At 74.0% G+C, this 22,167-nt stretch carries 25 protein-coding genes and 1 riboswitch; of the genes, 14 read left to right on the plus strand and 11 right to left on the minus strand.

All coding sequences use genetic code 11. From position 1 onward, the window contains the following. The first annotated feature begins 124 nt into the window (after positions 1 to 124). A complete protein-coding gene (locus AB0H53_RS05690; protein WP_362107686.1) occupies positions 125 to 781 on the plus strand; it encodes a TetR family transcriptional regulator in 657 nt (218 codons plus the stop codon). 13 nt (positions 782 to 794) lie between these two features. Here the strand turns inward: AB0H53_RS05690 and def are convergent, their stop codons facing one another. Continuing rightward, complete coding sequence (def, locus tag AB0H53_RS05695) at positions 795 to 1,352, minus strand: peptide deformylase (RefSeq protein WP_362107689.1); 558 nt, start codon at positions 1,350 to 1,352, stop codon at positions 795 to 797. Positions 1,353 to 1,466: 114 nt separating this feature from the next. On the opposite strand from def, the gene AB0H53_RS05700 reads away from it, so the two are divergent. The 5 genes from AB0H53_RS05700 to AB0H53_RS05720 all read left to right on the plus strand — a co-directional run bounded on the left by AB0H53_RS05700 (position 1,467) and on the right by AB0H53_RS05720 (position 5,935). Further along, entirely contained in the window at positions 1,467 to 2,714 is a 1,248-nt protein-coding gene (locus AB0H53_RS05700; protein ID WP_362107692.1) for a MurT ligase domain-containing protein, read from the plus strand. 36 nt (positions 2,715 to 2,750) lie between these two features. Continuing rightward, a complete protein-coding gene (locus AB0H53_RS05705) occupies positions 2,751 to 3,479 on the plus strand; it encodes a glutamine amidotransferase (RefSeq protein ID WP_362107695.1) in 729 nt (242 codons plus the stop codon). 151 nt (positions 3,480 to 3,630) lie between these two features. Beyond that, on the plus strand, positions 3,631 to 4,656 hold the full coding sequence (locus AB0H53_RS05710) for a 6-phosphofructokinase (RefSeq protein ID WP_362107698.1): 1,026 nt from the start codon (positions 3,631 to 3,633) through the stop codon (positions 4,654 to 4,656). 105 nt (positions 4,657 to 4,761) lie between these two features. Further along, positions 4,762 to 5,715 carry a cytochrome c oxidase assembly protein gene (locus tag AB0H53_RS05715; RefSeq protein WP_362107701.1) on the plus strand — a complete coding sequence of 318 codons (954 nt, stop codon included), beginning with the start codon at positions 4,762 to 4,764 and terminating at the stop codon, positions 5,713 to 5,715. Positions 5,716 to 5,776: 61 nt separating this feature from the next. Continuing rightward, entirely contained in the window at positions 5,777 to 5,935 is a 159-nt protein-coding gene (locus AB0H53_RS05720; protein ID WP_362107703.1) for a hypothetical protein, read from the plus strand. On the opposite strand, the gene AB0H53_RS05725 is transcribed toward AB0H53_RS05720, so the two are convergent. Continuing rightward, a complete protein-coding gene (locus AB0H53_RS05725) occupies positions 5,906 to 7,231 on the minus strand; it encodes an APC family permease (RefSeq protein WP_362107706.1) in 1,326 nt (441 codons plus the stop codon). The two genes, AB0H53_RS05720 and AB0H53_RS05725, sit on opposite strands and share 30 nt — an antisense overlap. A gap of 65 nt (positions 7,232 to 7,296) precedes the next feature. Next, complete coding sequence (locus AB0H53_RS05730; RefSeq protein ID WP_362107709.1) at positions 7,297 to 7,767, minus strand: DUF6098 family protein; 471 nt, start codon at positions 7,765 to 7,767, stop codon at positions 7,297 to 7,299. 440 nt (positions 7,768 to 8,207) lie between these two features. On the opposite strand from AB0H53_RS05730, the gene AB0H53_RS05735 reads away from it, so the two are divergent. The 4 genes from AB0H53_RS05735 (at position 8,208) to AB0H53_RS05750 (ending at position 13,167) form a co-directional block, all read left to right on the plus strand. Further along, the gene (locus tag AB0H53_RS05735; protein ID WP_362107995.1) at positions 8,208 to 9,056 is read left to right on the plus strand and encodes a dienelactone hydrolase family protein; all 849 of its coding nucleotides are present in this window, start codon (positions 8,208 to 8,210) and stop codon (positions 9,054 to 9,056) included. Between the two features lie 105 nt (positions 9,057 to 9,161). Then, on the plus strand, positions 9,162 to 12,014 hold the full coding sequence (locus tag AB0H53_RS05740) for a LuxR family transcriptional regulator (protein ID WP_362107712.1): 2,853 nt from the start codon (positions 9,162 to 9,164) through the stop codon (positions 12,012 to 12,014). Between the two features lie 52 nt (positions 12,015 to 12,066). Beyond that, a complete protein-coding gene (locus AB0H53_RS05745; RefSeq protein WP_362107715.1) occupies positions 12,067 to 12,780 on the plus strand; it encodes a lysophospholipid acyltransferase family protein in 714 nt (237 codons plus the stop codon). A 96-nt stretch (positions 12,781 to 12,876) separates the two neighbouring features. Then, positions 12,877 to 13,167 carry a DUF4190 domain-containing protein gene (locus AB0H53_RS05750; protein ID WP_362107718.1) on the plus strand — a complete coding sequence of 97 codons (291 nt, stop codon included), beginning with the start codon at positions 12,877 to 12,879 and terminating at the stop codon, positions 13,165 to 13,167. A gap of 16 nt (positions 13,168 to 13,183) precedes the next feature. On the opposite strand, the gene AB0H53_RS05755 is transcribed toward AB0H53_RS05750, so the two are convergent. From AB0H53_RS05755 to AB0H53_RS05785, 7 genes are all read right to left on the minus strand, one after another. Further along, positions 13,184 to 13,936: an urease accessory protein UreD gene (locus tag AB0H53_RS05755; RefSeq protein ID WP_362107720.1), complete on the minus strand. Its 753-nt coding sequence runs from the start codon at positions 13,934 to 13,936 to the stop codon at positions 13,184 to 13,186. After that, positions 13,933 to 14,610 (minus strand): urease accessory protein UreG, encoded by a 678-nt coding sequence (gene ureG, locus AB0H53_RS05760; RefSeq protein WP_362107723.1) that lies wholly within the window; start codon positions 14,608 to 14,610, stop codon positions 13,933 to 13,935. The genes AB0H53_RS05755 and ureG overlap by 4 nt, the downstream gene beginning before the upstream one ends. 19 nt (positions 14,611 to 14,629) lie before the next feature. After that, the gene (locus AB0H53_RS05765) at positions 14,630 to 15,304 is read right to left on the minus strand and encodes an urease accessory UreF family protein (RefSeq protein WP_362107726.1); all 675 of its coding nucleotides are present in this window, start codon (positions 15,302 to 15,304) and stop codon (positions 14,630 to 14,632) included. A 12-nt stretch (positions 15,305 to 15,316) separates the two neighbouring features. After that, positions 15,317 to 17,038 (minus strand): urease subunit alpha, encoded by a 1,722-nt coding sequence (locus AB0H53_RS05770; protein WP_362107733.1) that lies wholly within the window; start codon positions 17,036 to 17,038, stop codon positions 15,317 to 15,319. After that, entirely contained in the window at positions 17,031 to 17,342 is a 312-nt protein-coding gene (locus AB0H53_RS05775; RefSeq protein WP_362107736.1) for an urease subunit beta, read from the minus strand. The genes AB0H53_RS05770 and AB0H53_RS05775 overlap by 8 nt, the downstream gene beginning before the upstream one ends. 13 nt (positions 17,343 to 17,355) lie before the next feature. Continuing rightward, positions 17,356 to 17,658 carry an urease subunit gamma gene (locus AB0H53_RS05780; RefSeq protein ID WP_362107739.1) on the minus strand — a complete coding sequence of 101 codons (303 nt, stop codon included), beginning with the start codon at positions 17,656 to 17,658 and terminating at the stop codon, positions 17,356 to 17,358. A gap of 358 nt (positions 17,659 to 18,016) precedes the next feature. Continuing rightward, entirely contained in the window at positions 18,017 to 18,346 is a 330-nt protein-coding gene (locus AB0H53_RS05785; RefSeq protein ID WP_362107742.1) for a type II toxin-antitoxin system Phd/YefM family antitoxin, read from the minus strand. 56 nt (positions 18,347 to 18,402) lie between these two features. Here AB0H53_RS05785 and AB0H53_RS05790 point away from each other — a divergent pair, with 56 nt between their 5' ends. The 3 genes from AB0H53_RS05790 (at position 18,403) to AB0H53_RS05800 (ending at position 20,319) form a co-directional block, all read left to right on the plus strand. Next, positions 18,403 to 19,014, plus strand: coding sequence for an ATP-dependent Clp protease proteolytic subunit (locus AB0H53_RS05790; protein ID WP_362107745.1), 612 nt, complete (start codon positions 18,403 to 18,405; stop codon positions 19,012 to 19,014). Continuing rightward, positions 19,011 to 19,328: a hypothetical protein gene (locus tag AB0H53_RS05795; protein WP_362107748.1), complete on the plus strand. Its 318-nt coding sequence runs from the start codon at positions 19,011 to 19,013 to the stop codon at positions 19,326 to 19,328. Before AB0H53_RS05790 ends, AB0H53_RS05795 begins: the two co-directional genes overlap by 4 nt. Before the next feature lie 318 nt (positions 19,329 to 19,646). Continuing rightward, a riboswitch (cyclic di-AMP (ydaO/yuaA leader) is annotated at positions 19,647 to 19,839 on the plus strand. Positions 19,840 to 19,842: 3 nt separating this feature from the next. Beyond that, complete coding sequence (locus tag AB0H53_RS05800) at positions 19,843 to 20,319, plus strand: C40 family peptidase (protein ID WP_362107750.1); 477 nt, start codon at positions 19,843 to 19,845, stop codon at positions 20,317 to 20,319. Between the two features lie 299 nt (positions 20,320 to 20,618). Here AB0H53_RS05800 and AB0H53_RS05805 read toward each other — a convergent pair whose 3' ends face one another. Continuing rightward, complete coding sequence (locus AB0H53_RS05805) at positions 20,619 to 21,050, minus strand: ATP-binding protein (protein ID WP_362107753.1); 432 nt, start codon at positions 21,048 to 21,050, stop codon at positions 20,619 to 20,621. Positions 21,051 to 21,297: 247 nt separating this feature from the next. Here AB0H53_RS05805 and AB0H53_RS05810 point away from each other — a divergent pair, with 247 nt between their 5' ends. Next, positions 21,298 to 22,164: a helix-turn-helix transcriptional regulator gene (locus AB0H53_RS05810; protein ID WP_362107756.1), complete on the plus strand. Its 867-nt coding sequence runs from the start codon at positions 21,298 to 21,300 to the stop codon at positions 22,162 to 22,164. Positions 22,165 to 22,167 lie beyond the last annotated feature (3 nt).

The raw sequence follows: 22,167 nt of genomic DNA on the forward strand, positions 1-22,167 counted from the left end.
GGCGCGTTACTAGCGGTAACCGCAGTCTGTTGCCGGTGCGCGGAGACTGTCAACCGGCACCGATCACGGACCGGGTGTTACGTTGCCCGGGCCTCAGGACAACGCACGGGCGGGGAGACACACCATGGAGACCACACACCGGACCGACCAGCAGCGGTCGGCCGACCAGCGCCGACGCGAACTGCTCGAGGCCGCCGACCGCGTGGTGCTCCGCGACGGGCCCAAGGCGTCCATGAACGCCATCGCCGCCGAGGCGGGCATCACCAAACCGATCCTCTACCGCCACTTCGGCGACAAGGGCGGGCTGTACCGGGCCCTGGCCAAGCGCCACACCGACGCCCTGCTGGCCGCCCTGCGCGCGGCGCTGGACGCGCCGGCCGAGCGCCGCCGGCGGGTCGAGGCGACCCTCGACACCTATCTCGCCGCCATCGAGGCGCGCCCGCAGGTGTACCGGTTCCTGATGCACCCGGCGGACGGGGCGCCGCCGTCGGACGCCCCCGCCGAGCAGGGCTTCGACGTGGGCCGGCACTCCGCGCCGCTGCTGCGCCGCATGGGCGAGGACCTCGCGGAGGTGATCGCCGAGCGGATAGACCTCGGGCCGGGCAGCGACGCGGTGGCGCGGATGTGGGGCCACGGCATCGTCGGCATGATGCACGCGGCGGGCGACTGGTGGCTCGGCGAACGGCCCTGCTCCCGCGAGGAGTTGGTACGGGCCCTGGCGGACCTGCTGTGGGGCAGGCTGGCCCTGGCCGACGACCGGCCGGGGGCGCCCGGCTTCTAGCGTTCCGCGGCCGTCACGCCCCGTTCGCCGCCCCGCCGGCCCACGGCGCCCGGCGCGCCGCCCGGAGCGCCCGCGCCCGCCGCCACCCGGTGAGCCGGTCGGGGTAGACCGTGCCCGCCAGGTGGTCGCACTCGTGCTGGAGGCAGCGCGCGAAGAACCCGGTGCCCTCCACCCGCACCGGGGCGCCCAGGAGGTCGACGCCCTCCACCACGGCCCGGTCGAAGCGCTCGGTACCCGCCTCGATGCCCGGCAGGGAAAGGCAGCCCTCCGGGCCGCGCACCGTCACCCCGTCGGTCTCGACGAGACGCGGGTTGACGACATGCCCGACATGGCGGACGTCCTCGTCGTCCGGGCAGTCGTACACGAACACTCGCAGCCCGACGCCGACCTGGTTGGCCGCGAGTCCGACGCCCCGCGCCGCGTACATCGTGGCGAACAGGTCCTCGACGAGCCGGGACAGGGCGGGACCGAAATCGGTGACGGTCTCGCAGGGCGTGTGCAGCACCGGGTCGCCGAGCAGACGCATGGCTCGTACGCGGCCGGAACTGCCGGGGATCGGCCGGTTTCGCATGCCGTCAGCGTACGTTCCGCCGCGGGCGGGCCGTTCCGACAGGTGGCGCGGTTCGGGCGCCCGGCCGTATCTCGATAGGCTGAGCCCGGACCCACGCTAGGAGGAACAAGGACGATGGCAGGACACCCTGGCAACGCAGAGCCACTCTCGCCGCGCGCCAAGCTGGCCGTGACGGCGGGCAAGGCCGCAGCGGCGGTGTCCCGCGCGGCGGGACGCGGCAGCGGATCGGTGATCGGCGGCCGGGTGGCGCTCAAGCTCGACCCCGACCTGCTGGGACGGCTCGCCCATCATCTGGACGTCGTCCTGGTGTCGGCGACCAACGGCAAGACCACCACCACACGGCTCATCGCCGAGGCGCTGCGGGCCAGCGGCCCGGTCGTCTCGAACGCGCTGGGCGCCAACATGCCCGCGGGCATCACCTCGGCGCTGGCGGGCGGCTCGGACGCCAAGTTCGGCGTGATCGAGGTGGACGAGAAGTACCTCGCCGGGGTGGCCCGCGATGTGACGCCCAAGGCGATCGCGCTGCTCAACCTCTCCCGCGACCAGCTCGACCGGGCCGCCGAGACCCGGATGCTCGCCGAGAAGTGGCGCGAGGGCCTGTCCGGTACGAAGGCGGTGGTCGTCGCCAACGCGGACGACCCGCTCATCGTCTGGGCCGCTTCCTCCTCCCCCAACGTCGTGTGGGTGGCGGCCGGCCAGGAGTGGAAGGACGACGCCTGGTCCTGCCCCGCCTGCGGCGGTGTGATGCAGCGCCCCGGTGACGACTGGTTCTGCGGTGAGTGCGGCTTCCGCCGTCCGGCGCCCAGCTGGGCGCTGAGCGGTGACCACGTACTGGACCCGCACGGTTCGGCCTGGCCCATCCACCTCCAGCTCCCCGGCCGCGCCAACAAGGCCAACGCCGCCACCTCGGCTGCCGTCGCGGCGGTCTTCGGCGTGCCGCCGCAGGTCGCGCTGGAGCGGATGTACCAGGTGCAGGCGGTGGCGGGCCGGTACGACGTGGTGTCGTTCCTCGGCCGTGACGTACGGCTGCTGCTCGCCAAGAACCCGGCGGGCTGGCTCGAGACCTTCTCCCTGATCGACCCGCCGCCGACGCCGGTGATCCTCTCCGTCAACGCCCGTGGCGCGGACGGCACGGACACCTCCTGGCTCTGGGACGTCGACTACACCCGGCTGGCCGGCCACCCGATCTTCGTCATCGGCGACCGCAGGCTGGACCTGGCGGTGCGGCTGGAGGTCGCCGGGCTGGACTTCCGGGTGTGCGACACCGTCGACGAGGCGGTGCAGCTCGCCCCGCCCGGCCGGATCGAGCTGATCGCCAACTACACCGCCTTCCAGGACGTGCGCCGGCGCGTCGGCAACTGACCCCGCGTGACGGCTTAGAGGTTTGAGGACATGAGCATGAGCGACAACAGCCTGCGTCTGGTGTGGGTCTACCCCGACCTGCTCAGCACGTACGGAGACCAGGGCAACGCCCTGGTGGTGGAGCGGCGCGCCCGCCAGCGGGGCCTGGACGTGCAGCGCGTGGACGTGCGCAGCGACCAGCCGATCCCCACCTCGGGTGACATCTACCTGATCGGGGGCGGCGAGGACCGGCCGCAGCGGCTGGCGGCCGAGCGGCTGCGCCGGGACGGCGGGCTGAACCGCGCCGCCGAGAACGGCGCGATCATCTTCTCGGTGTGCGCCGGGTACCAGATCCTGGGGCACGAGTTCATCAACGACCTCGGGGAGCGCGAGCCGGGCCTCGGCCTGATCGATGTGATCTCCACCCGGGGCGAGGGCGAGCGGTGCGTGGGGGACGTGCTGGCCGACATCGACCCGCGGCTGGGCCTGCCCCAGCTCACCGGGTTCGAGAACCACCAGGGCATCACCCACCTCGGCCCGACGGCCCGCCCGTTCGCCCGGACGGTGTTCGGCAAGGGCAACGGCACCGGCGACGGCACCGAGGGCGCGTACAACGACACCGTCTTCGGCACGTACATGCACGGCCCGGTCATGGCCCGAAACCCGCAGATCGCGGACCTGCTGCTGAAGCTGGCCCTCGATGTGAACGCGCTGCCGCCGACCGACGACCGGTGGTACGAGGCGCTGCGGACCGAGCGGATCGCCGCGGCGAGCCAGCCGGCCTGAGGCCCGCCGAGCGGTTCGTCCGTTCATATGAACGGCGTCCAGCAGTCGGACGCCGGGTTCGGCCCCGCCACCTCCCGCCGGTAGGGTGGCGGGGATCCAACCGGACGACGTGGTCCGGGAGTCGGCCCACGTTGCAAAGGTATTTCGGGCTATGCGCATTGGTGTGCTCACCTCCGGCGGCGACTGCCCCGGTCTGAACGCTGTCATCCGTTCCGTCGTGCACCGTGCCGTCGTCGACCACGGCGACGAGGTCATCGGCTTCCACGACGGCTGGAAGGGCCTGCTGGAGGCCGACTACCGCAAGCTCGACCTGGACGCGGTGGCCGGCATCCTGGCCCGGGGCGGCACCATCCTCGGTTCCTCCCGCGTCCAGCCCGCGCACCTGCGCGACGGCGTCGAGCGGGCCAGGGGGCACGTCGCCGACCTGGGTCTGGACGCGATCATCCCGATCGGTGGCGAGGGCACCCTGAAGGCGGCCAGCCTGCTGTCCGGCGCGGGTCTGCCGATCGTCGGCGTGCCCAAGACCATCGACAACGACATCGCCGTCACCGATGTCACCTTCGGCTTCGACACGGCCGTCGGGGTGGCCACCGAGGCGCTGGACCGGCTGAAGACCACCGCCGAGTCGCACCAGCGGGTATTGATCGTGGAGGTCATGGGCCGCCACACCGGCTGGATCGCGCTGCACTCGGGCATGGCGGCCGGCGCCCACGCCATCGTCGTCCCCGAGCGGCCCTTCGACATCGACGAGCTGACCGCCCGCGTCGGGGCCCGGTTCGAGGCGGGCAAGCGGTTCGCGATCGTGGTCGCCGCCGAGGGTGCCAAGCCGCGCGAGGGCACCATGGAGTTCGACGAGGGCGGCAAGGACATCTACGGCCACGAGCGGTTCGCCGGCATCGCCCGCCAGCTCTCCTCCGAGCTGGAGCGGCGGCTGGGCAAGGAGGCCCGGCCGGTCATCCTGGGCCACGTCCAGCGCGGTGGCACACCCACGGCGTACGACCGGGTCCTGGCCACCCGGTTCGGCTGGCACGCGGTGGAGGCGGCGCACCGCGGCGAGTTCGGCATGATGACCGCGCTGCGCGGTACGGACATCGTCATGGTTCCGCTGGCCGAGGCCGTGGAGACCCTCAAGACCGTCCCGTCGGACCGGTACGAGGAGGCCGAGACCGTCCTCTGAGTCAGGTCGCGCACGGAACGCCGCCCCCGGTCGCAGCCGCGGCCGGGGGCGGCTCTACGCTGGACCCCGCAAGCGGACAACCCCGTACGAAACAGGAGCCGGCGGATGGATCACAGCGGGCACGGCATGACCATGGACCTGCCGCCGTTCACGCTGGGGCGGGGGCTCGCGTTCTCCCCGGACACCTTCTTCCTGGTGGGCTGTGTGCTGGCGCTGGGGCTGTACGGGTGGGGGGTCGTCCGGCTGCGCCGGCGCGGTGACGGCTGGCCGGCCGGCCGGATCGTCTTCTTCACGGCCGGTGTGCTGACCGTGGCGCTGGTGATGTGCACCGGGCTGAACGACTACGGCATGGTCATGTTCAGCGTGCACATGGTCCAGCACATGGTCATCAGCATGCTCTCGCCGATCCTGCTGCTGCTGGGCGCGCCGGTGACCCTGGCGCTGCGGGCGCTGCCCGTGGCGTCCCGGCGCGGCAGCAAGGGGCCGCGCGAACTGCTGCTGGCGCTGCTGCACAGCCGCTACATGCGGATCGTCACGCACCCGGTGTTCACGATCCCGCTGTTCATCGCGAGCCTGTACGCGCTGTACTTCACCCCGCTGTTCGACTTCCTGATGGGGTCCAGGCCCGGGCACATCGCGATGATGGTGCACTTCCTGGCGGTGGGCCTGGTCTTCTTCTGGCCGATCATGGGCGTGGACCCGGGCCCGCACCGGCCCGGGTACCTGATGCGGATGCTGGAGCTGTTCGCGGGGATGCCCTTCCACGCGTTCTTCGGCATCGCGCTGATGATGGCCTCGGAGCCGATGGTCAAGGCCTACGCGAACCCGCCCGCCTCGCTGGGCGTCGACGCCCTGTCCGACCAGAACGCGGCGGGGGGCATCGCCTGGGCGTTCAGCGAGATCCCGTCCGTACTGGTGCTGATCGCGCTGGTGTACCAGTGGTACCGGTCCGAGCAGCGGGTGGCCAGGCGTTCGGACCGGGCCGCCGACCGGGACGGCGACAAGGAGCTGGCCGCCTACAACGCCTACCTGGCCTCCCTCCAGGCGCGCGGCCGGTAGCGCGGCGGCCTCCTCAGGGGTGACCATGGGCTGGTCGGCCTCGGCCGGGAGGAGGACGCACATGTCCGGTTCCACGAAGGCGATGGGGGCGCTCACCCTCGGGGCGCTGGTCCTGACCACCGCTTACACGGTGGCGCTCGGCAGCAACGGGTGGCTGTGGTTCGGCTGGGTCGTGCTCGGCCTGGTCACGCTAGGAGTGGTCGCCACCCGCGACGGCTGACCGGCCACCGCGCCGGGCGGCGGCGACGGCCCCCAGTACCGCGCCCACGGCCAGCACCAGCAGGCCGCGCAGCCACACCTGTGCCTCGATCTGGGTGGCGAGCAGTACGCAGGAGGCCGCTCCCAGCACCGGGAGCACGGTCGGTGCCCGGAAGTGGCCGGGCTCCCCCTCCTCCCGGCGCCGCAGCACCAGCACGGCGGTGTTGACCATGAAGAACACCACCAGGAGCAGCAGCACCAGGGTGGAGGCGAGGGTGGCGACGCTTCCGGTGAGGGCGAGCAGCAGCGCCAGCGCCGTGGTGGCCGCGATGGCGACCCAGGGGGTGCGCCGGCGGGGCAGCACCCGGGTCAGGGCGGCGGGGAGCAGTCCGTCGCGGGCCATGCCGTAGGCGAGGCGGGAGGACATGATCCCGGTGAGCAGGGCGCCGTTGGCGACGGCCACCAGCGCGACGGCGCTGAACAGCTCGACGGGCACGCCGCCGGCGGCCCTGACGACCTCCAGCAGCGGCCCGCTGGACCGGGCCAGGACGTCGGTCGGTACGGCGGCGGAGGCGGCCAGCCCGACCAGGACGTACACCCCGCCCGCCGTGGCCAGCGCGCCGAACAGGGCACGCGGGTAGGAGCGGCGCGGGTCGCGGGTCTCCTCGGCGACGTTGACCGAGGTCTCGAAGCCCACGAACGAGTAGAAGGCGAGGACCGAGCCGCTCAGGACGGCGGCGGCCGCGCCCTTCTCCGCCGTGCCGAGCCGGGTGAGCCGCCCCAGGTCGCCGTCGCCGCGCAGCAGCAGCCAGGCGCCCAGCACCACGATGACGGCCAGGCCGCCCACCTCGACCACCGTGGCGACGGCGTTGGCCCGGGTGGACTCCCGGATGCCCCGCGCGTTGAGCAGGGCGAGGGCGACCAGGAACAGCACGGCGACGAGCGCGACCGGGACGGTGACGAACTCCGTCAGGTAGTCACCCGCGAAGCCCCTGGCCAGCGCCGCGACCGAGACGACGCCCGCGGCCAGCATGCAGAACCCGGCGACGAAGCCGGCGAACGGCCCGTAGGCGCGGGTGGCGTAGTGGGAGGCCCCGCCGGCTCTGGGGTACTTGGTGGCGAGCTCGGCGTAGGAGGCGGCCGTCAGCAGCGCCAGTCCGAGCGCCACGGCCAGCGGCACCCACACGGCGCCGCCCGAGTCGGCGGCGACCTGGCCGATCAGGACGTACACGCCGGCGCCGAGCACGTCGCCGAGGATGAAGAAGTAGAGCAGGGGGGTGGTGAGGGCCCGCTTGAGCGGCTGATCCTTCGTTTCCATCGCTGTGGACATGTCGCCGCGTCTTCCCCCGGTGCCCGGGGGCACGCGGGACGTTGGTCACACGGTCAGCGGCGGATCGGCCCCCACGGCCGTGGCTGGCGGGCCACCTCCTCCTCGGCCTCCTCGATCACCGCGAGGTCGATCCAGCTCACCGGCTCGATGTCGCGCACCAGCGGCTCGTTGTCCGGGCCCCGGGCCACCTCCCGGCCGCGCAGCGTCCAGGGGCGGATGTCGCCGTCCCGCTCCCTGCGCAGGTGGCAGTAGTCGTACAGGCGACGGGCCACCCACAGGCGCAGTGAGCGGTCGCCCCACCAGCTCTCGACCCCGAGCGGGTTGGCGGACAGGCCGGGCATGGGGATCCCGGTGAGGTAGTCCAGGCTCTGGGTCTCGGCCAGGTCGTGGACCGGGCCCCGGGACCAGCGCACATAGAGCGGCCCCTCCCGGTCCAGCAGCTCACCAAGTTCCTCCAGGCTGGTCACGGTGGGCAGCACGGTCGCACCGTCGGGGGCCGTCCTGCGGCCGGCCGTCTCGGTCATACGGCTCACGCTCCTCGTCGTACGGCTCGTCCGGCCTCCTGGCGGCTCGGAACGGCCGTACAGGCACATACAGGGTCGTACATGGTCACCACACATATCACGTGCCGTACGGGTGCGTACCGGCTTGTACGGGTCGCTCGACGTGCGGCGGGACGACTACCCCTTCGGTACCGGGTCACGCCTCACCCGCACCTCCTGAACCATCCTCGCCCCCTGTGGCCGCCCGCGAAACGGGAGACAGGTGATTTGGCCGATGCCCGCGTCCCCGGCCCGGACCGACAGTGGCCCCCCGGCACACACGGCGGGACCGCCCGGTGGCACCGGCGGCCCCCCACGACCGAGAGGACGACCCCGTCGTGCAGCGACAGCGAGAGAACAGCGGAACGCCCGGCAGCCGCGCCCCCCGGACCGGGCGCCGGTCACGGGCGCTCCCCACCGGCCTGGCCACCCTGCTGACCGCCGGTGCCCTGAGCACCGCCATGAGCCCCGGCGCCCTGGCCGCGGACAACCCCTACGAGCGGGGCCCCGCCCCGACCACCGCGAGCATCGAGGCCGCCCGCGGCCCCTACGCGGTCTCCCAGACGACCGTCTCCGCCCTGAGCGCCACCGGCTTCGGCGGGGGCACCATCTACTACCCCACCTCCACCAGTGACGGCACCTTCGGTGCGGTGGCCGTCTCACCGGGCTACACCGGCACCCAGTCCTCCATCGCCTGGCTCGGCCCCCGGCTCGCCTCGCAGGGGTTCGTGGTGTTCACCATCGACACCCTCAGCACCGTCGACCAGCCGGCCAGCCGGGGCCGCCAGCTGCTGGCCGCGCTGGACCACCTCACCCAGCGCAGCACCGTGCGCGGCCGGATCGACAGCACCCGGCTGGGGGTGATGGGCCATTCGATGGGCGGCGGCGGCTCGCTGGAAGCGGCCAAGTCACGGCCGTCCCTCCAGGCGGCGATACCCCTGACCGGCTGGAACACCGACAAGAGCTGGCCGGAGATCCAGACGCCGACCCTGGTGGTGGGGGCGGACGGCGACTCGATCGCACCGGTCGCCTCGCACTCGGAGCCCTTCTACCAGAGCCTGCCCGGCACGCTCGACAAGGCGTACCTGGAGCTGAACAACGCCGACCACTTCGCGCCCAACTCCCCCAACACCACCATCGCGAAGTACAGCGTCTCCTGGCTCAAGAGATTCATCGACAACGACACCCGCTACGAGCAGTTCCTCTGCCCGCTGCCCCGGCCCAGCTCCACCATCGAGGAGTACCGGGGCACCTGTCCGCACGACTCCTGAGCCGCCCGGCCGTACCGCCCGGCCGGCGCCGTCGCACGGGGCGGCGGCCGGACGGCACGGACCCGAGGCTTCCGCCGCTGTTTACGCGGAAGTAACGTGACAGCCGTGACCGGAAAGACGATCCCGCGGAGTTCTCTCCGGCTGTACGGGCGGAGCGCGGAACTGGCCGCCGTCACCGCCCTGTTGGACCGGCTGCGGTCCGGGCGCGACGGCGCGCTGCTGCTCACCGCCGAACCGGGACTGGGCCGCTCCGCGCTGCTGGGCCGGGCCGCCCGGGACTTCGCGCCCGGGGCGGTGGCGCACACCCGGGCGGCACCGGCCGAGAGCGACCTGCCCCACAGCGGGGCGCACGCCCTGCTGTGCGCGGCCGCCGGTTCGCCGGGCACCGCGCCCGCCGACGTCCTGCGCTCGGGCCTGGCGCCGGGCGCCCTGGCCGAGGTGCTCCGCGCCCGCCCGGGCCCCCTGCTGGTCTGCGTCGACGACGCGCACCTGTGGGACGACGCGTCACGGGCCGCGCTCGGCTTCGCCGCCCGGCGCGCGGCCGCCACCGGACCGGCCGCCGCCGGCCGGCACGCCCTGGGGCTGCTGCTGTCGGTGGCCGGGCACCGCGCCGACGACCCCGACTTCGCGGGCCTGCCCCTGGTCCGGCTGGGCCCGCTCCCGGAACACGCCGCGGCCGCCCTGGTCGACGACCTCACCGGCGGCACGGCCGAGGCCGCGGTACGGGAGGAGATCCTGTACGAGGCCGAGGGCAACCCGGCCCTGCTCCGGGCCCTGACGGAGCGCCTGTCACCGGCGCAGCTCGCCGGGCACGCCCCGCTGCCCAGGCCGCCGGCCGACGGTGACGTCCTGCTGCCGGTGTTCGGCGGACGGCTGGCGGGGCTGCCGCGGGACACCTTGTTCCTGCTGCTGCTGGCGGCCGCCGCGCACGAGCCGGCCGCCCGGCCCGCCGGGGCGGACGCGAACGCCGTCCTGCGGGCCGCGCGCGCGGCCGGGATCCGGCCCGGCGCGCTGGATCCGGCCGAGGCGGCGGGGGTGGCCCACGTGGTCGGCGGCCTCATCCGGTTCGCCAGCGAGCCGCTGCGCCGGACGGTGCTGGCCGGCGCCCCGCTGTCCCGGCGGCGCACCGCGCACCGGCTGCTCGCGGCCGCGCTCACCGGTGACGGTCACCGGCTGTCCCGGCTGCTGCACCGGGCCCTGGCGGCCGACGGCCCGGCTCCCCGGCTGGCCGCCGACCTGGCCGCCGCGGCGTCCGGCGCCGGTCCGGGTACGGGGGCGGGGCTGGTGGAACGCTCCGCCGCCCTGGCCCGCGCCGCGGAACTGGTCACCACCGAGGCGACCCGGGCGGCCCGGCTCGTGGGCGCCGCCGAGCTCGCCGCCGCCGCCGGTCGCCCGCGCCCGGCCCGCCGGTTGCTCGCCGGCGTGACGGCGCCCGCGGCCCCGGCCGCCGTGCGCGGCCGGGCGGAGCTGGTGCGCGGCACCCTGCTGCTGGCCGACGGACCGGTGGGCAACGCCCACCACATGCTGCTGGTCGCGGCCCGGCTGCTGGCGCCGTACGACCCCCGGCGCGCCCGCGCGGCCCGGCTCGCCGCCCTGGACGCGGCCTGGGCGGCGGGGGACGTGACCGCCTGTCTGGCCGCACTGGGCGACGGGCCGGGGGACGGTCGGCTCGGGGACTACTGGGACGGGCTGCGCGCGGTGCTCGACGGGCGGTTCGAAGCGGCCCGGGCACCGCTGCGGCGCGCCGCCGACGCGGAGTCGGGCGAGCGGGACGGCGCGGGAGCCGGGGGCGAGGAGGCCGTCGGCGGTGCCCCGGAGCGGCTGCTGCGGGCCGGGGCCGCCGCCCTGGTCCTCGGTGACAGCGCCACCGCCTGCCGGGCCCACGCCCGGGCGGTCGCGGTCGTGCAGGCACACGGCCCGGCCGGGCTGCTCCCCCGGTGCCTGGAACACCTGGCGTACGCCGAGTTGCGCGCCGGGCGGCACGCCAGGGCCGGGGCGCACGCCCAGGAGGGCCTGCGCGCCGCCCACCGGCTGGGCCAGTCCAATGTCGTGGCCCATCTGCGCGCCGTGCTGGCCCTGGTGGCGTCGGTGGAGGGTGACGCGGCGGCGGTGGCCGGGCACGCCGCGGCCGCCCTGGCGATCGCCCGCCCGCACGGCCTCGCCCAGGCCGCCACTCTGGCCGAATGGGCCTCGGCCCGCGCCGACCTGGGTCGCGGCCGGGCCTTCGAGGCCGCGGCCCGGCTGGCCCCCCTGGTGCGGCCGGGCCCGCGCTGCGGGCACTTCGCCGTCCGTATGCTCGCCGTGCCGTGCTTCGTCGAGGCGGCGGTGGCGGCCGGCAAGGAGGCGCAGGCGCTCGCCGCCACCGAGGAGTTCGCCCGCTGGGCCGCGCTGGAGGTCGACCCGCAGGCGCCCGCCCAACTGGCCCGCTGCCGGGCCCTGCTCGCCGTGCCGGAGGGCGGCGGCGTCCCGCGGGCGCCGGCCGGGCCCGCGGACGCCCTGTACGCCGACGCGCTGGCCCGGCACGAGGAGGCGGGCGGCGACTTCGAGCGGGGCCGCACCCTGCTGCTGTACGGCAAGTGGCTGCGGCGGCGGCGCCGGCCCAGCGAGGCGAGGGACCGGCTCAGGGACGCCCTGGTGGCCTTCGAGCGCTCCGGCGCCGGCGCCTGGGCCGAGCAGACCCGGGGAGAGCTGCGGGCCACCGGTGAGGCGGCGGGCGGCGGACCGGCCGGTGAGCTGGCCCGGCTGACGCCCCAGCAGCTCCGGATCGCGCGGTGCGTCGCCGAGGGGGCCACCAACCGCGAGGTGGCCCTGCGGATGTCCATCAGTCCCCGGACCGTCGACCACCACCTGCGCAATGTCTTCGCCCTGCTGCGGGTGCGCTCACGGGTGGAGTTGTCCCGCCTGGTGGACCGTGCCGACACGCGCACCTACACTGATCCCCCTCGCAGTCGTTCATGACCTGGTAGAACGCAAGCCCCGGAGCCGATTCGGTGCAGTAGGGAGCCAGCCCGTGTTCTACTACCTGCTCAAATACGTCCTGCTGGGGCCGGTGCTGCGGCTGCTGTTCCGGCCCAGGACCGAGGGCCTGGAGCACGTCCCCGGCACCGGCGCCGCGATCGTGGCGGGCAACCACCTGTCCTTCTCCGACCACTTCCTGATGCCGGCGGTCCTCAAGCGGCGCATCACCTTCCTGGCGAAGCAGGAGTACTTCACCGGCCCCGGGATCAAGGGCCGGCTGACCGCCGCCTTCTTCCGCAGCGCCGGGCAGATCCCGGTGGACCGGTCGGGCAAGGAGGCCGGGCAGGCGGCCATCCGCGAGGGGCTGTGCGTGCTGGCCAGGGATGAGCTGCTGGGCATCTACCCGGAGGGCACCCGGTCCCACGACGGACGCCTCTACAAGGGCAAGGTCGGGGTCGCGGTGATGGCGCTGAGGGCCGGCGTACCGGTCGTGCCCTGCGCGATGGTGGGCACCTTCGAGATCCAGCCGCCCGGCAAGGTCGTTCCCCGGATCAGGCGGGTCACGATCCGCTTCGGCGAGCCACTGGACTTCTCCCGGTACGCGGGGATGGAGAACGACAAGGCGGTGGTCCGCGCGGTCACCGACGAGATCATGTACCGGATCCTCGCGCTGTCCGGACAGGAGTACGTGGACGAGTACGCCGCCACGGTGAAGGCGGCGGCCCAGCACCGGCCGGGGCGCGGGTTCCCCCGCCTGGGGCGCTGAGGCGGGCCGGGGCGGAGTTCCGGCGCGGCAGGCATGCCGCCGGCGCTTCGGGCAACACGGACTCCCACAAGTTCCCCCAGGACAGGGAGAGTTATCGTGACCGGTTACGGCACCAGCGGTACGCATGGGCACGCGCAGTCCCGTACGAACGGCCTGGCCGTCGCGGGGCTGGTCTGCGGCGTCATCGGCGTGTTCTTCCTCAATGTGATCCTCGGGCCGCTCGCCATCGTCTTCGGCGCCGTCGGTCTCCGGCAGGCGGCGACCAAGGGCGGCGCGGGCATGGCCAAGGCCGCGATCGTGCTCGGTGTCGTCGACCTGGTGATCTTCGGCATCCTGATGGCCGTCGCCGCCTCGACGGGCGGCTTCAGCTGGTACGTGGGCGGCTGACCCGGCCCGCCACGGGTCAGTCCCCGGTGAGGCCGGCCAGCGCCTCGTCGAGCACGCGCCGCAGCGCCAGCGCGTCCGGCGCCACCGCGGTCACCAGGGCCGCGGGCCCGGCGAGCGGGACGAGGACCGCGCCCGGCCCCAGCGGGCGCGGCTCGACGGGCCGGTCCGCGAAGGCCGGGTCGACCACGAGCAGTTGGCCCACCGCCCGGTGCCCCGCCAGTACCGCGCCCCCGTCCCATCCGCCGGGCGCCCCCGGACCCCAGGCGAGTTCCTGGTCCAGCAGGGGGCGCCCGGCGCGGTGGACGGTGAGCCGGCCGGCGAGGGTGCCGGGCTCCTCGCCGTGGCGGCCCAGGATCTGCTCCTCGCGCAGCACCAGCCGGGCGCTGTCGGCCAGTTCGACCCGGGTACGCGTCCTCAGCTCGGAGCCGTGCGCGGAGACGAGCTGCTCCGGCAGCCAGCGCAGCACCGCGCCCCGGCCGACCCTCAGCGTCACGTCGTAGTGGGCGGGCCCGGCGGCCCGGCCGGGCAGGGCGACGGTCGCCGCCGCCGAGTCGACGGTGAGCGCGGCCCCGTCCCGTACGTCCACCTCGACGGCCAGCCGGTCGCCGCCGAGCGGGGCGGTCATCGCCCCGACGACGGTCACCCGGGCGCCGGGCGCGGTGGCGCGGGTGCGGCGCAGCGCGAGCGGCCCGTCGCTCCGCAGGACCGGCAGGGCCCCGCCCGCCTCGGCGGTGATCCGGGCCGTGGCCCGGACGCCCGCGCGGTTCACGCGGTCCAGGCGGCGAGCTGCCCGCGCACCCAGTCGGCGACCGGCGCGACGCCCCGCTCGCCGGTCAGCGAGGTGAAGGCGACGGGCAGGTCGCCGCGCTGCTCCCCGGCGTCGCGGGCCATCCGCGCCAGGTCGGAGCCGACGTGGGGGGCGAGGTCGGTCTTGTTGATGACGAGCAGGTCGGCGGTGGTGACGCCGGGGCCGCCCTTGCGGGGGATGTCGTCGCCGCCCGCCACGTCGATGATGAAGATCTGGGCGTCGACGAGGCCCTTGGAGAAGGTGGCGGTGAGGTTGTCGCCGCCGGACTCGACCAGGACGAGGTCGAGTGGTCCGACGGCTTCCTCCAGGTCCTCCACGGCTTCCAGGTTCGCGGAGATGTCGTCACGGATCGCGGTGTGCGGACAGGCCCCGGTCTCCACGGCCGCGATCCGCTCGGGCGGCAGGACGGCGTTGCGCAGCAGGAACTCGGCGTCCTCGCGGGTGTAGATGTCGTTGGTGACGACCGCGATGGACAGGGAGTCGCGCAGTTCGCGGCAGAGGGCCGCGACGGTGGCGGTCTTGCCGGAGCCGACCGGCCCGCCCAGGCCGACGCGCAGGGCGCGCCGGGTGCCGTCGGGGCGGTGGGCGTCGGCGCTCAGGGCGGCGGGGCCGGTGTGGTCGTGGCCGAGGTGCATGGTGGTGCTCCAGTCTCTCTCAGGATGCGAAGAGGCGTACGGGCCAGGTGGCGTGCTGCTCGGCGGTGATGTCGAGCAGCGGCGCGGAGGCCGCGGGCAGGGCGTCGAGGCCCTCGTCGGGGACGCGGGCGGCGGCCACCGCCGCCGCGGCGGCCACCCGGTCCAGGTCGGGGGCGAGGCGGGCGAGGACGGCGGTGGCCTGGAAGGGGTCCAGGCTCAGCAGGCGCACCGCCGCGGTGGCGGGACCGCTGACCGTCTCGTACGCCACGCAGTGCGCGGCGTCCTCGGGACCGAGGCCCGCCGCGCGGGCGGTGAGCCCAAGGACGACCGGCTGGTGGGACCCGCGCGGGAAGGCCCGGGCCAGTGCGTCGAGCGCGGGGCCGGGCCAAGTGGCGCGGGCGGCCCGCAGCATCTGGCGGCCGAGTCTGCGGGCGGTGGCGCGCAGCGCGGGCGAGGGGGTGCGGGCGTCGGCGGCGGCGTCGAGCGCGACCGGGTCCAGTCCGGTGGCGGCCGCCGCCGCCAGGGCGGCGGAGGTGAGCCCGGTGGTGTGCAGGCGGCCCCGGCAGAACGCCTCCAACTCGTGGGCGTCCCGTATCCGGCCCGCCCTGACGGCCGGTTCGGCGCCACCGGAGTGGGCGTGACCGCCGGCCGGGAACCGGCCGTCGGCGAGGACGAGGAGTGCGGCGCGACTCATCCGGCCGGCCCGTCAGAAGAGGAAGTAACGCTGGGCCATGGGCAGTTCGACGGCCGGCTCGGGCTCGACCGCCACCCCGTCGATGGTCACCGTGAAGGTGTCGGCGTCGACCTCGACGCGCGGCAGGGCGTCGTTCTCCCGCATGTCGGCCTTGGTCACGCCCCTGGTGCTGCTGATCGGTACGAACTCCTTGCCCACCCCGAGGCGTTCGGGCAACCCGTCCTCGATGGCCGTGCCGGTGACGAAGTTGACGGAGTTCGCGGCGGGCGCGCCTCCCCGCGCGCCGAACATCGGCCGGGGCAGGACCGGCTGGGGGGTGGGGATGGAGGCGTTGGCGTCACCCATCTGCGCGTACGCGATCTGACCGCCCTTGATCACGGTCTGCGGTTTGACGCCGAAGAACGCGGGCTCCCAGATGACCAGGTCGGCCAGTTTGCCGGGCTCGACGGACCCGATCTCGCGGTCGAGGCCCTGGGCGACGGCCGGGTTGATCGTGTACTTGGCGACATAGCGGCGGACCCGGTGGTTGTCGGCGCGGCCGTCGCCGGGCAGCGCGCCCCGGCGCCTCTTCATCACGTGCGCGGTCTGCCAGGTCCGCAGGATCACCTCGCCGACCCGGCCCATGGCCTGGGAGTCGGAGGAGATGATCGAGATGGCCCCCAGGTCGTGCAGGATGTCCTCGGCCGCGATGGTGGAGGGCCGGATGCGGGACTCGGCGAAGGCCAGGTCCTCGGGGACGGCGGGGTTGAGGTGGTGGCACACCATCAGCATGTCGAGGTGTTCCTCGAGGGTGTTGACGGTGTGGGGCCGGGTGGGGTTGGTGGAGCTGGGCAGGACGTAGGGCTCGGAGACCACGGTGATGATGTCGGGCGCGTGCCCGCCGCCGGCCCCCTCGGTGTGGTACGCGTGGACGGTGCGGCCCGCGACGGCGGCGAGGGTGTCGCCCACGAAGCCGGCCTCGTTGAGGGTGTCGGTGTGGATGGCGAGCTGCGCCCCGGTCTCGTCGCAGACGCTCAGGCAGGCGTCGATGACGGCCGGGGTGGCACCCCAGTCCTCGTGGATCTTGAACCCGAGGGCGCCACCGCGCAGTTGGGAGCGCATCGCCTCGCGGGACATCGTGTTGCCCTTGCCGAGCAGCCCGATGTTGACGGGGTAGGCCTCCAGCGCCCGGAACATGCGGTCCAGGTGCCAGGGCCCGGGTGTCACGGTGGTCGCCTTGGTGCCCTCGGCGGGCCCGGTGCCGCCGCCGACCAGCGTGGTGATGCCGGAGGTGAGGGCCTGTTCCACGACGGTCGGCGAGATGAAGTGGATGTGCGCGTCGACCGCGCCGGCGGTGACCAGCTTGCCGTTGCCGGCGATGATCTCGGTCTCCGGCCCGATGACGAGAGCGGGGTGGACACCGTCCATGGTGTCGGGGTTGCCGGCCTTGCCGACGGCGGTGATCCGGCCGTCCCGGACACCGATGTCGGCTTTGACGACGCCCCAGTGGTCGATGACGACGGCCCCGGTGACGACCGTGTCGGGCGCGCCTTGCGCGCGGGTGGTGCGGGACTGGCCCATGGACTCGCGGATCACCTTGCCGCCGCCGAACACCGCCTCGTCGCCCGCGCGGCCGGGCCCGCCGCATCGGTCCTCCTCGATCTCCACGAGCAGGTCGGTGTCGGCCAGCCGTATCCGGTCACCGGCGGTGGGTCCGAACAGATCGGCGTACACGGCGCGGTCGAGCTCAGGCATCGAGGGGTCCTCCGGTCTCTCCCCGCAGGCCCGGGACGAGGCGCAGTCCGGCCAGGGGGACGAGTTCGACGTCGACGGGGATGCCGGGCTCGAAGCGCACGGCGGTACCGGCGGCGATGTTCAGCCGCAGGCCGTGGGCGGCCGACCGCTCGAACACCAGGCCGGGGTTGGCCTCGGCGAAGTGGTAGTGGGAGCCGACCTGGACGGGCCGGTCGGCGGCGTTGAGCACGGTCAGGCGGGTGACCGGGCGCCCCACGTTGAGGGGCACGGGCCCGTCCGCGTACAGGATCTCTCCGGGGATCATCGGCGGCGCCCCGTCAGACGATCGGGTCGTGGACGGTGACGAGCTTGGTGCCGTCGGGGAAGGTGGCTTCGACCTGGACGTCGCGGATCATCTCCGGGATGCCGTCCATGACGTCGTCGCGGCCGAGCACCTTCCGGCCGGACTCCATCAGCTCACCGACGGTCCGGCCATCCCTGGCGCCCTCCAGGATGTGCGAGGTGATCAGCGCGACGGCCTCGGGGTGGTTCAGCCGCACTCCGCGCGCCCTGCGCTTCTCCGCCACGTCGGCGGCCACATGGACGAGCAGGCGCTCCTGCTCGTGCGGGGTCAGTTGCACGTTCCACCTCACAGTCTCCCGCCCGGCGTCGTCCCGGGCGCAGCGGGACCCTATCCGCGTTCAACACTCTGTTGACCTGCGAGGACGAGTGTGGCCGAGAGATATTTCCATCTCGGGCAGAAGTTTTTCCGGGAGGTTAACTGCGTCTTTGCCGGGCGATGGCCGACGCGGGAGCGCGGCCCGCTCCCCGGCCACCCCGGCCGGCTCCGGCGCGGGCGGCCGGCCGGGGTGCCGGAGGCGGTCGTGTGCGGCCGGGATCCCCGGTGGACGGGAGCGGCCGGAAGGCGCGTCCGGCCGCCCACCGGGAGCGCGAGTCCGCCGGGCGCGCCGGGCGATCGCCGGACGTCCGGTCGCGGCGTCAGTCGCCCGGATGCGGGTGGCGCGGGCCGCTGCCCGGGCGCGGGTCCCGGTGCTCCGCGGCGATGCCGAACCCGCCCCGTTCGCCCTCGGCGGACGGGGCGGAGCCGATACGGGAGACCGAGCTGACGACCCGTTCCTCCGCCGGCGCCTCCGGCTCGCCGTCCGGCTCCCGGCCGGCTTCGAGTCGTTCCAGGTCAGCGGCCGAGACCAGGGCGACCAGCGGCTTGCCGTGACGGGTCACCACCACGCGTTCGCCGCCGTACACCACGCGGTTGATCAGATCGGCGAGCTCTGCCCGGGCTTGCGTCACCGGAATCTCGTAGGCCATGCTCACCATCATAACGGCCTGTACATCCTGTACATTTTCTACAGAGAGAGACAGCCATGACCCGCCCCGCCTCCCGTCACGTCCTGCCCGAGTTCACCGAGCGCACCGGCTCGGGGATCCGCACTCTCGATCCGTACGGAAAGCTGTTCGAGGAGCGGATCATCCTCCTCGGCACCCCCGTCGACGACGCCGCCGCCGGCGATGTCGTCGCCCAGCTGCTGCACCTGGAACACGCCGCGCCCGACCGGGACATCTCGCTCTGCGTCAACTCCCCGGGCGGTCCGGTCGACGCCATGGTCGCGATCCACGACACGATGCGGATCATCACCTGCGACGTCGCGACGACCTGTCTGGGCCAGGCGGCCGGCACCGCCGCCGTCCTGCTGGCCGCCGGAGCGCCCGGCAAGCGCCTGGCCCTGCCCGGCGCGCGGGTGGTCGTCCGGCAGCCGGCCGTCGAGGAGCCGCTGCGCGGGCAGCCGTCGGATCTCGCGCTCCGGGCCGCGGAACTGCTGCGACTGCGCGGCCGGCTCGCCGGGCTGCTCGCGGAGCACACCGGCCACGCCCCGGAGCGGATCGAGGCCGACATCGAGCGCGACACGGTCCTGGACGCCGCCGGCGCCCTGGCGTACGGGCTGGTGGACCAAGTGGTCTCCAGCCGCAGGGGGTGACCCGGTGCTCCCCCCCCGAGCCGCCGCCGCTGCCCGCGCTGACCCGGGCCGAGGACGAGTTCATCGACGCGTACCTCGGCATGGTCGACCTGCTGGGCCGGGCCAACCCGGCGCGCGCCACCCACACCTATGGCGCCCTGCGCGCCGCGCAGGCCCTGGTCGGGCGCGCGACGGCGCTGCGCGACGCACTGGCGCTGATGCACCAACGCGGTGAGAGCGAGGTGCACTCGGGAACGCTGACACGCGCCCTGCGGATGCTGGACGGCGAACGGCGCGCCGAACGGGTGACGGTGCCTCAGGACCCCGTCGTCTGACGGATGTCGGCCGGCGCGACCGGACGCACCGACGGCGGAACCACCGGCCACGTTCGGCGTAGGCAGAAGAGGGAATTCCGTGCCGCACGAGTTGCGCACCGCGTGTACACACCTGGCGGAATATCACGTTCCAGTGCTGGTACGGGGATCGCCACCCGGCCTGCGCGTGGCGCCAAAAGCCCTCTGTCCACCCGAACGGATCAGTCGTGAGGAGCCTCACAAAACGCCGTTTCGGCTCGGCATTTCGCTCGTTGATGGGTCAAGATCCGTGACGACGACAAGCCCCCGCCACCGCGGCGGGGCGGTCCGGGCGGACGCCGAGTCCTGCCGCCGTCCGGATGACTGGTCGATGGAAGTGCATCGGCAGGAGTGGAGGACCCAAGCAGTTCGGGGTGACCGGAACCGTTCCGGTTCGGTCGTCCCTTGGGGTGAAGCCGCGTGAGCGGCCGGGCATCTTCGTTCTGCCCGAACCCGACAGGTCATCCTTCACAGGCGGCTGACGAAGGGTTGCGCGATGACTGCGCAGATTCATGTCCCGTCCCTGCTGTCCCGGGCCGGTGCCGTCTCGGCACTCACCCTCGCCGCCGTCGGCGGCACGATGCTGGCGCCCGGCGCCACGTCGGAGGCCCAGGCGGCACCGGCGCACGCGAGCAAGGCGCTGAACGTCGCCGCGTCCAAGAAGGGCGCGCCGTACAAGTACGGAGCGGCGGGTCCGTCCCGGTTCGACTGCTCCGGCCTGACTCTCTACTCGTACAAGAAGGCCGGCAAGAGCCTGCCGCGCACGGCGCAGCAGCAGTACAACAAGACCCGTCACATCTCGGCGTCCAGCCGCCAGAAGGGTGATCTCGTCTTCTTCCACTCCGGCCGCAACGTGTACCACGTGGGCATCTACGCCGGTAGCAACAAGATCTGGCACTCGCCGAAGTCGGGCTCGGTGGTGAAGCTCGACAAGATCTGGTCGAAGTCGGTCTGGTACGGACGCGTGCGCTGATCGCCCGCTGACGCGACCGAAGCGCCGCGGTACAGGGGACGCGCGTCCCGCGAGGCCGGTGAGAGCCCCTGTGCCGCGTCCCCGGCGCGCCGCTGGAGCGCGCCGGGGACGCGCAGCCCCCGGCGGCGCGGCACGACCCGGGGCGTCCCCGGCGCCGGAGCGGCGGCCGGCGCCCTCCCGGTGCGGCGAGCCCGCCGCGGGACGGCCCTCGAACGGCCCCCGGCGCCAGGGGGACGGTGGCCGGATCTCCGGCCGGGCGGGGACCAGGGCCTCGCGGGTGGCACCCCGCCGGGTGCGGCTCAGCTCTGGACGGGCGCCGTCCAGGGCAGGGCGATCCACACGGTCTTCCCGCCCTCCGCCGTCGGGGTGACCGAGAGCCGGCCCCCGCATTCGGCGGCGAGCCAGCGGATGATGACCATCCCCCTGCCGTTGTCCTGCTGGACGGCGGCCGGCAGCCGTCGGGGCCAGCGCGGGTGACTGTCGGTGACACCGATGCGCAGTTGCTCGTCCCGCTCCAGGCGTACGTCCACCGTGAAGGTGGGCGACTGGCCGAAGGTGTGCTGGACGGCGTTGGTGGCGAGCTCGGAGACGATCAGCCGGACCGTGTCGGCCGTCTCGGCCTCACCCGGCAGGCCCCACTCGGCCAGGACGTCCGCCACGTACCTCCGGGCGGCGGATACCGAGGCGGGATCGCTCGGCAGAGTGACGGAGGCTTCCTGGTGGTCTGCCATGGCGACGCTGTCCCTTTCCCACCGGGGCCGGTTTCCGACACGGAGCGGATGTCTTTCGCGGCCGGCCTCGGATTGCGCTTCGCGCCAGAGTGCCACTTATGTCGCCGCCCGTGGGGCCGATCCGGCAAGAGCTGCATATATCTGTCGCTCGAAGCGGTGAACCCTGCTACGCGAGAACGGATTGGGGCGGCAGACTGAGGGGTTGACCGGCTGACCGGTCGGGCGCGGGGAGCGGGAGGAGGCGGTCGTGCGCAGCACGCGGCACGGACCGGCGGTGCGCCGGCGCAAGCTGGGTGAGGAGTTGCGCGGACTGCGCCTGGGTGCGGGCCTGACCAGCCGGGAAGCCGCCCGGCTGGTCGGCTGGCACCAGTCGAAGGTGAGCCGGATCGAGACCGGTACGAGCGGGGTGAGCGGCGCCGACGTGACCCGGCTGCTCGATGTGTACGGGGTGCGCGAGCCACGGCTGCGGGCGCTGCTGGAGGCGCTGGCCGGCGCGGCGGACGGCGGGGGGCCGGGCTGGTGGCACGCGTACCGCGGGGTGCTGTCGCCCCCGTACCGCGACTTCATCAGCCTGGAGGCGCAGGCCTGCTCGGCGCGCACGCTGGAGACGTCGGTGGTGCCCGGCCTGCTGCAGACGCCCGACTACGCGCGGGCGGTGACCCGGGCGGCGCTGGAGGGGTGGCCGGCGGCGACCGTCGACTCCCTGGTGCGGGTGCGGATCGCCCGTCAGGAGGTGCTGCGCGCCGATCCGCCGCTGCGGCTGGAGGCGGTGCTCGACGAGGCGGTGCTGCGGCGGGAGGTGGGCGGCCGCGCGGTGATGCGGGAGCAGCTCCGGCGGCTGCGGGAGCTGGCCGGGTTGCCGCACGTGCGGTTGCAGGTGCTGCCGTTCACACTCGGGGGTTACGTCGGCCTCTCCGGATCTTTCGTTATTTTCTCCTTTCCGAACATTTCTGATCTGGATGTGGTTGCTCTAGACCACTTGACGAGTAGCCTCTATCTCGAACGCACGGAAGACCTCGAGGCGTACTGCGCCGCGTTCCGCACCATGCGGGCGCGCGCCCTCACGCCCGAGGAGTCGTCCGAACTCATCGCCGGGATCGGTGACGGCGCGTAGGGA

The sequence above is a fragment of the Streptomyces sp. NPDC050856 genome (assembly GCF_040653855.1).
GTDB lineage: Bacteria > Actinomycetota > Actinomycetes > Streptomycetales > Streptomycetaceae > Streptomyces.

Coding starts and splice junctions, on each gene's coding strand:
- AB0H53_RS05690 (WP_362107686.1), top strand. CDS start 125: ATGGAGACCACACACCGGACCGACCAGCAGCGGTCGGCCGACCAGCGC.
- def (WP_362107689.1), bottom strand. CDS start 1,352: ATGCGAAACCGGCCGATCCCCGGCAGTTCCGGCCGCGTACGAGCCATG.
- AB0H53_RS05700 (WP_362107692.1), top strand. CDS start 1,467: ATGGCAGGACACCCTGGCAACGCAGAGCCACTCTCGCCGCGCGCCAAG.
- AB0H53_RS05705 (WP_362107695.1), top strand. CDS start 2,751: ATGAGCGACAACAGCCTGCGTCTGGTGTGGGTCTACCCCGACCTGCTC.
- AB0H53_RS05710 (WP_362107698.1), top strand. CDS start 3,631: ATGCGCATTGGTGTGCTCACCTCCGGCGGCGACTGCCCCGGTCTGAAC.
- AB0H53_RS05715 (WP_362107701.1), top strand. CDS start 4,762: ATGGATCACAGCGGGCACGGCATGACCATGGACCTGCCGCCGTTCACG.
- AB0H53_RS05720 (WP_362107703.1), top strand. CDS start 5,777: ATGTCCGGTTCCACGAAGGCGATGGGGGCGCTCACCCTCGGGGCGCTG.
- AB0H53_RS05725 (WP_362107706.1), bottom strand. CDS start 7,231: ATGGAAACGAAGGATCAGCCGCTCAAGCGGGCCCTCACCACCCCCCTG.
- AB0H53_RS05730 (WP_362107709.1), bottom strand. CDS start 7,767: ATGACCGAGACGGCCGGCCGCAGGACGGCCCCCGACGGTGCGACCGTG.
- ureG (WP_362107723.1), bottom strand. CDS start 14,610: ATGCACCTCGGCCACGACCACACCGGCCCCGCCGCCCTGAGCGCCGAC.
- AB0H53_RS05765 (WP_362107726.1), bottom strand. CDS start 15,304: ATGAGTCGCGCCGCACTCCTCGTCCTCGCCGACGGCCGGTTCCCGGCC.
- AB0H53_RS05770 (WP_362107733.1), bottom strand. CDS start 17,038: ATGCCTGAGCTCGACCGCGCCGTGTACGCCGATCTGTTCGGACCCACC.
- AB0H53_RS05775 (WP_362107736.1), bottom strand. CDS start 17,342: ATGATCCCCGGAGAGATCCTGTACGCGGACGGGCCCGTGCCCCTCAAC.
- AB0H53_RS05785 (WP_362107742.1), bottom strand. CDS start 18,346: ATGGCCTACGAGATTCCGGTGACGCAAGCCCGGGCAGAGCTCGCCGAT.
- AB0H53_RS05790 (WP_362107745.1), top strand. CDS start 18,403: ATGACCCGCCCCGCCTCCCGTCACGTCCTGCCCGAGTTCACCGAGCGC.
- AB0H53_RS05800 (WP_362107750.1), top strand. CDS start 19,843: ATGACTGCGCAGATTCATGTCCCGTCCCTGCTGTCCCGGGCCGGTGCC.
- AB0H53_RS05805 (WP_362107753.1), bottom strand. CDS start 21,050: ATGGCAGACCACCAGGAAGCCTCCGTCACTCTGCCGAGCGATCCCGCC.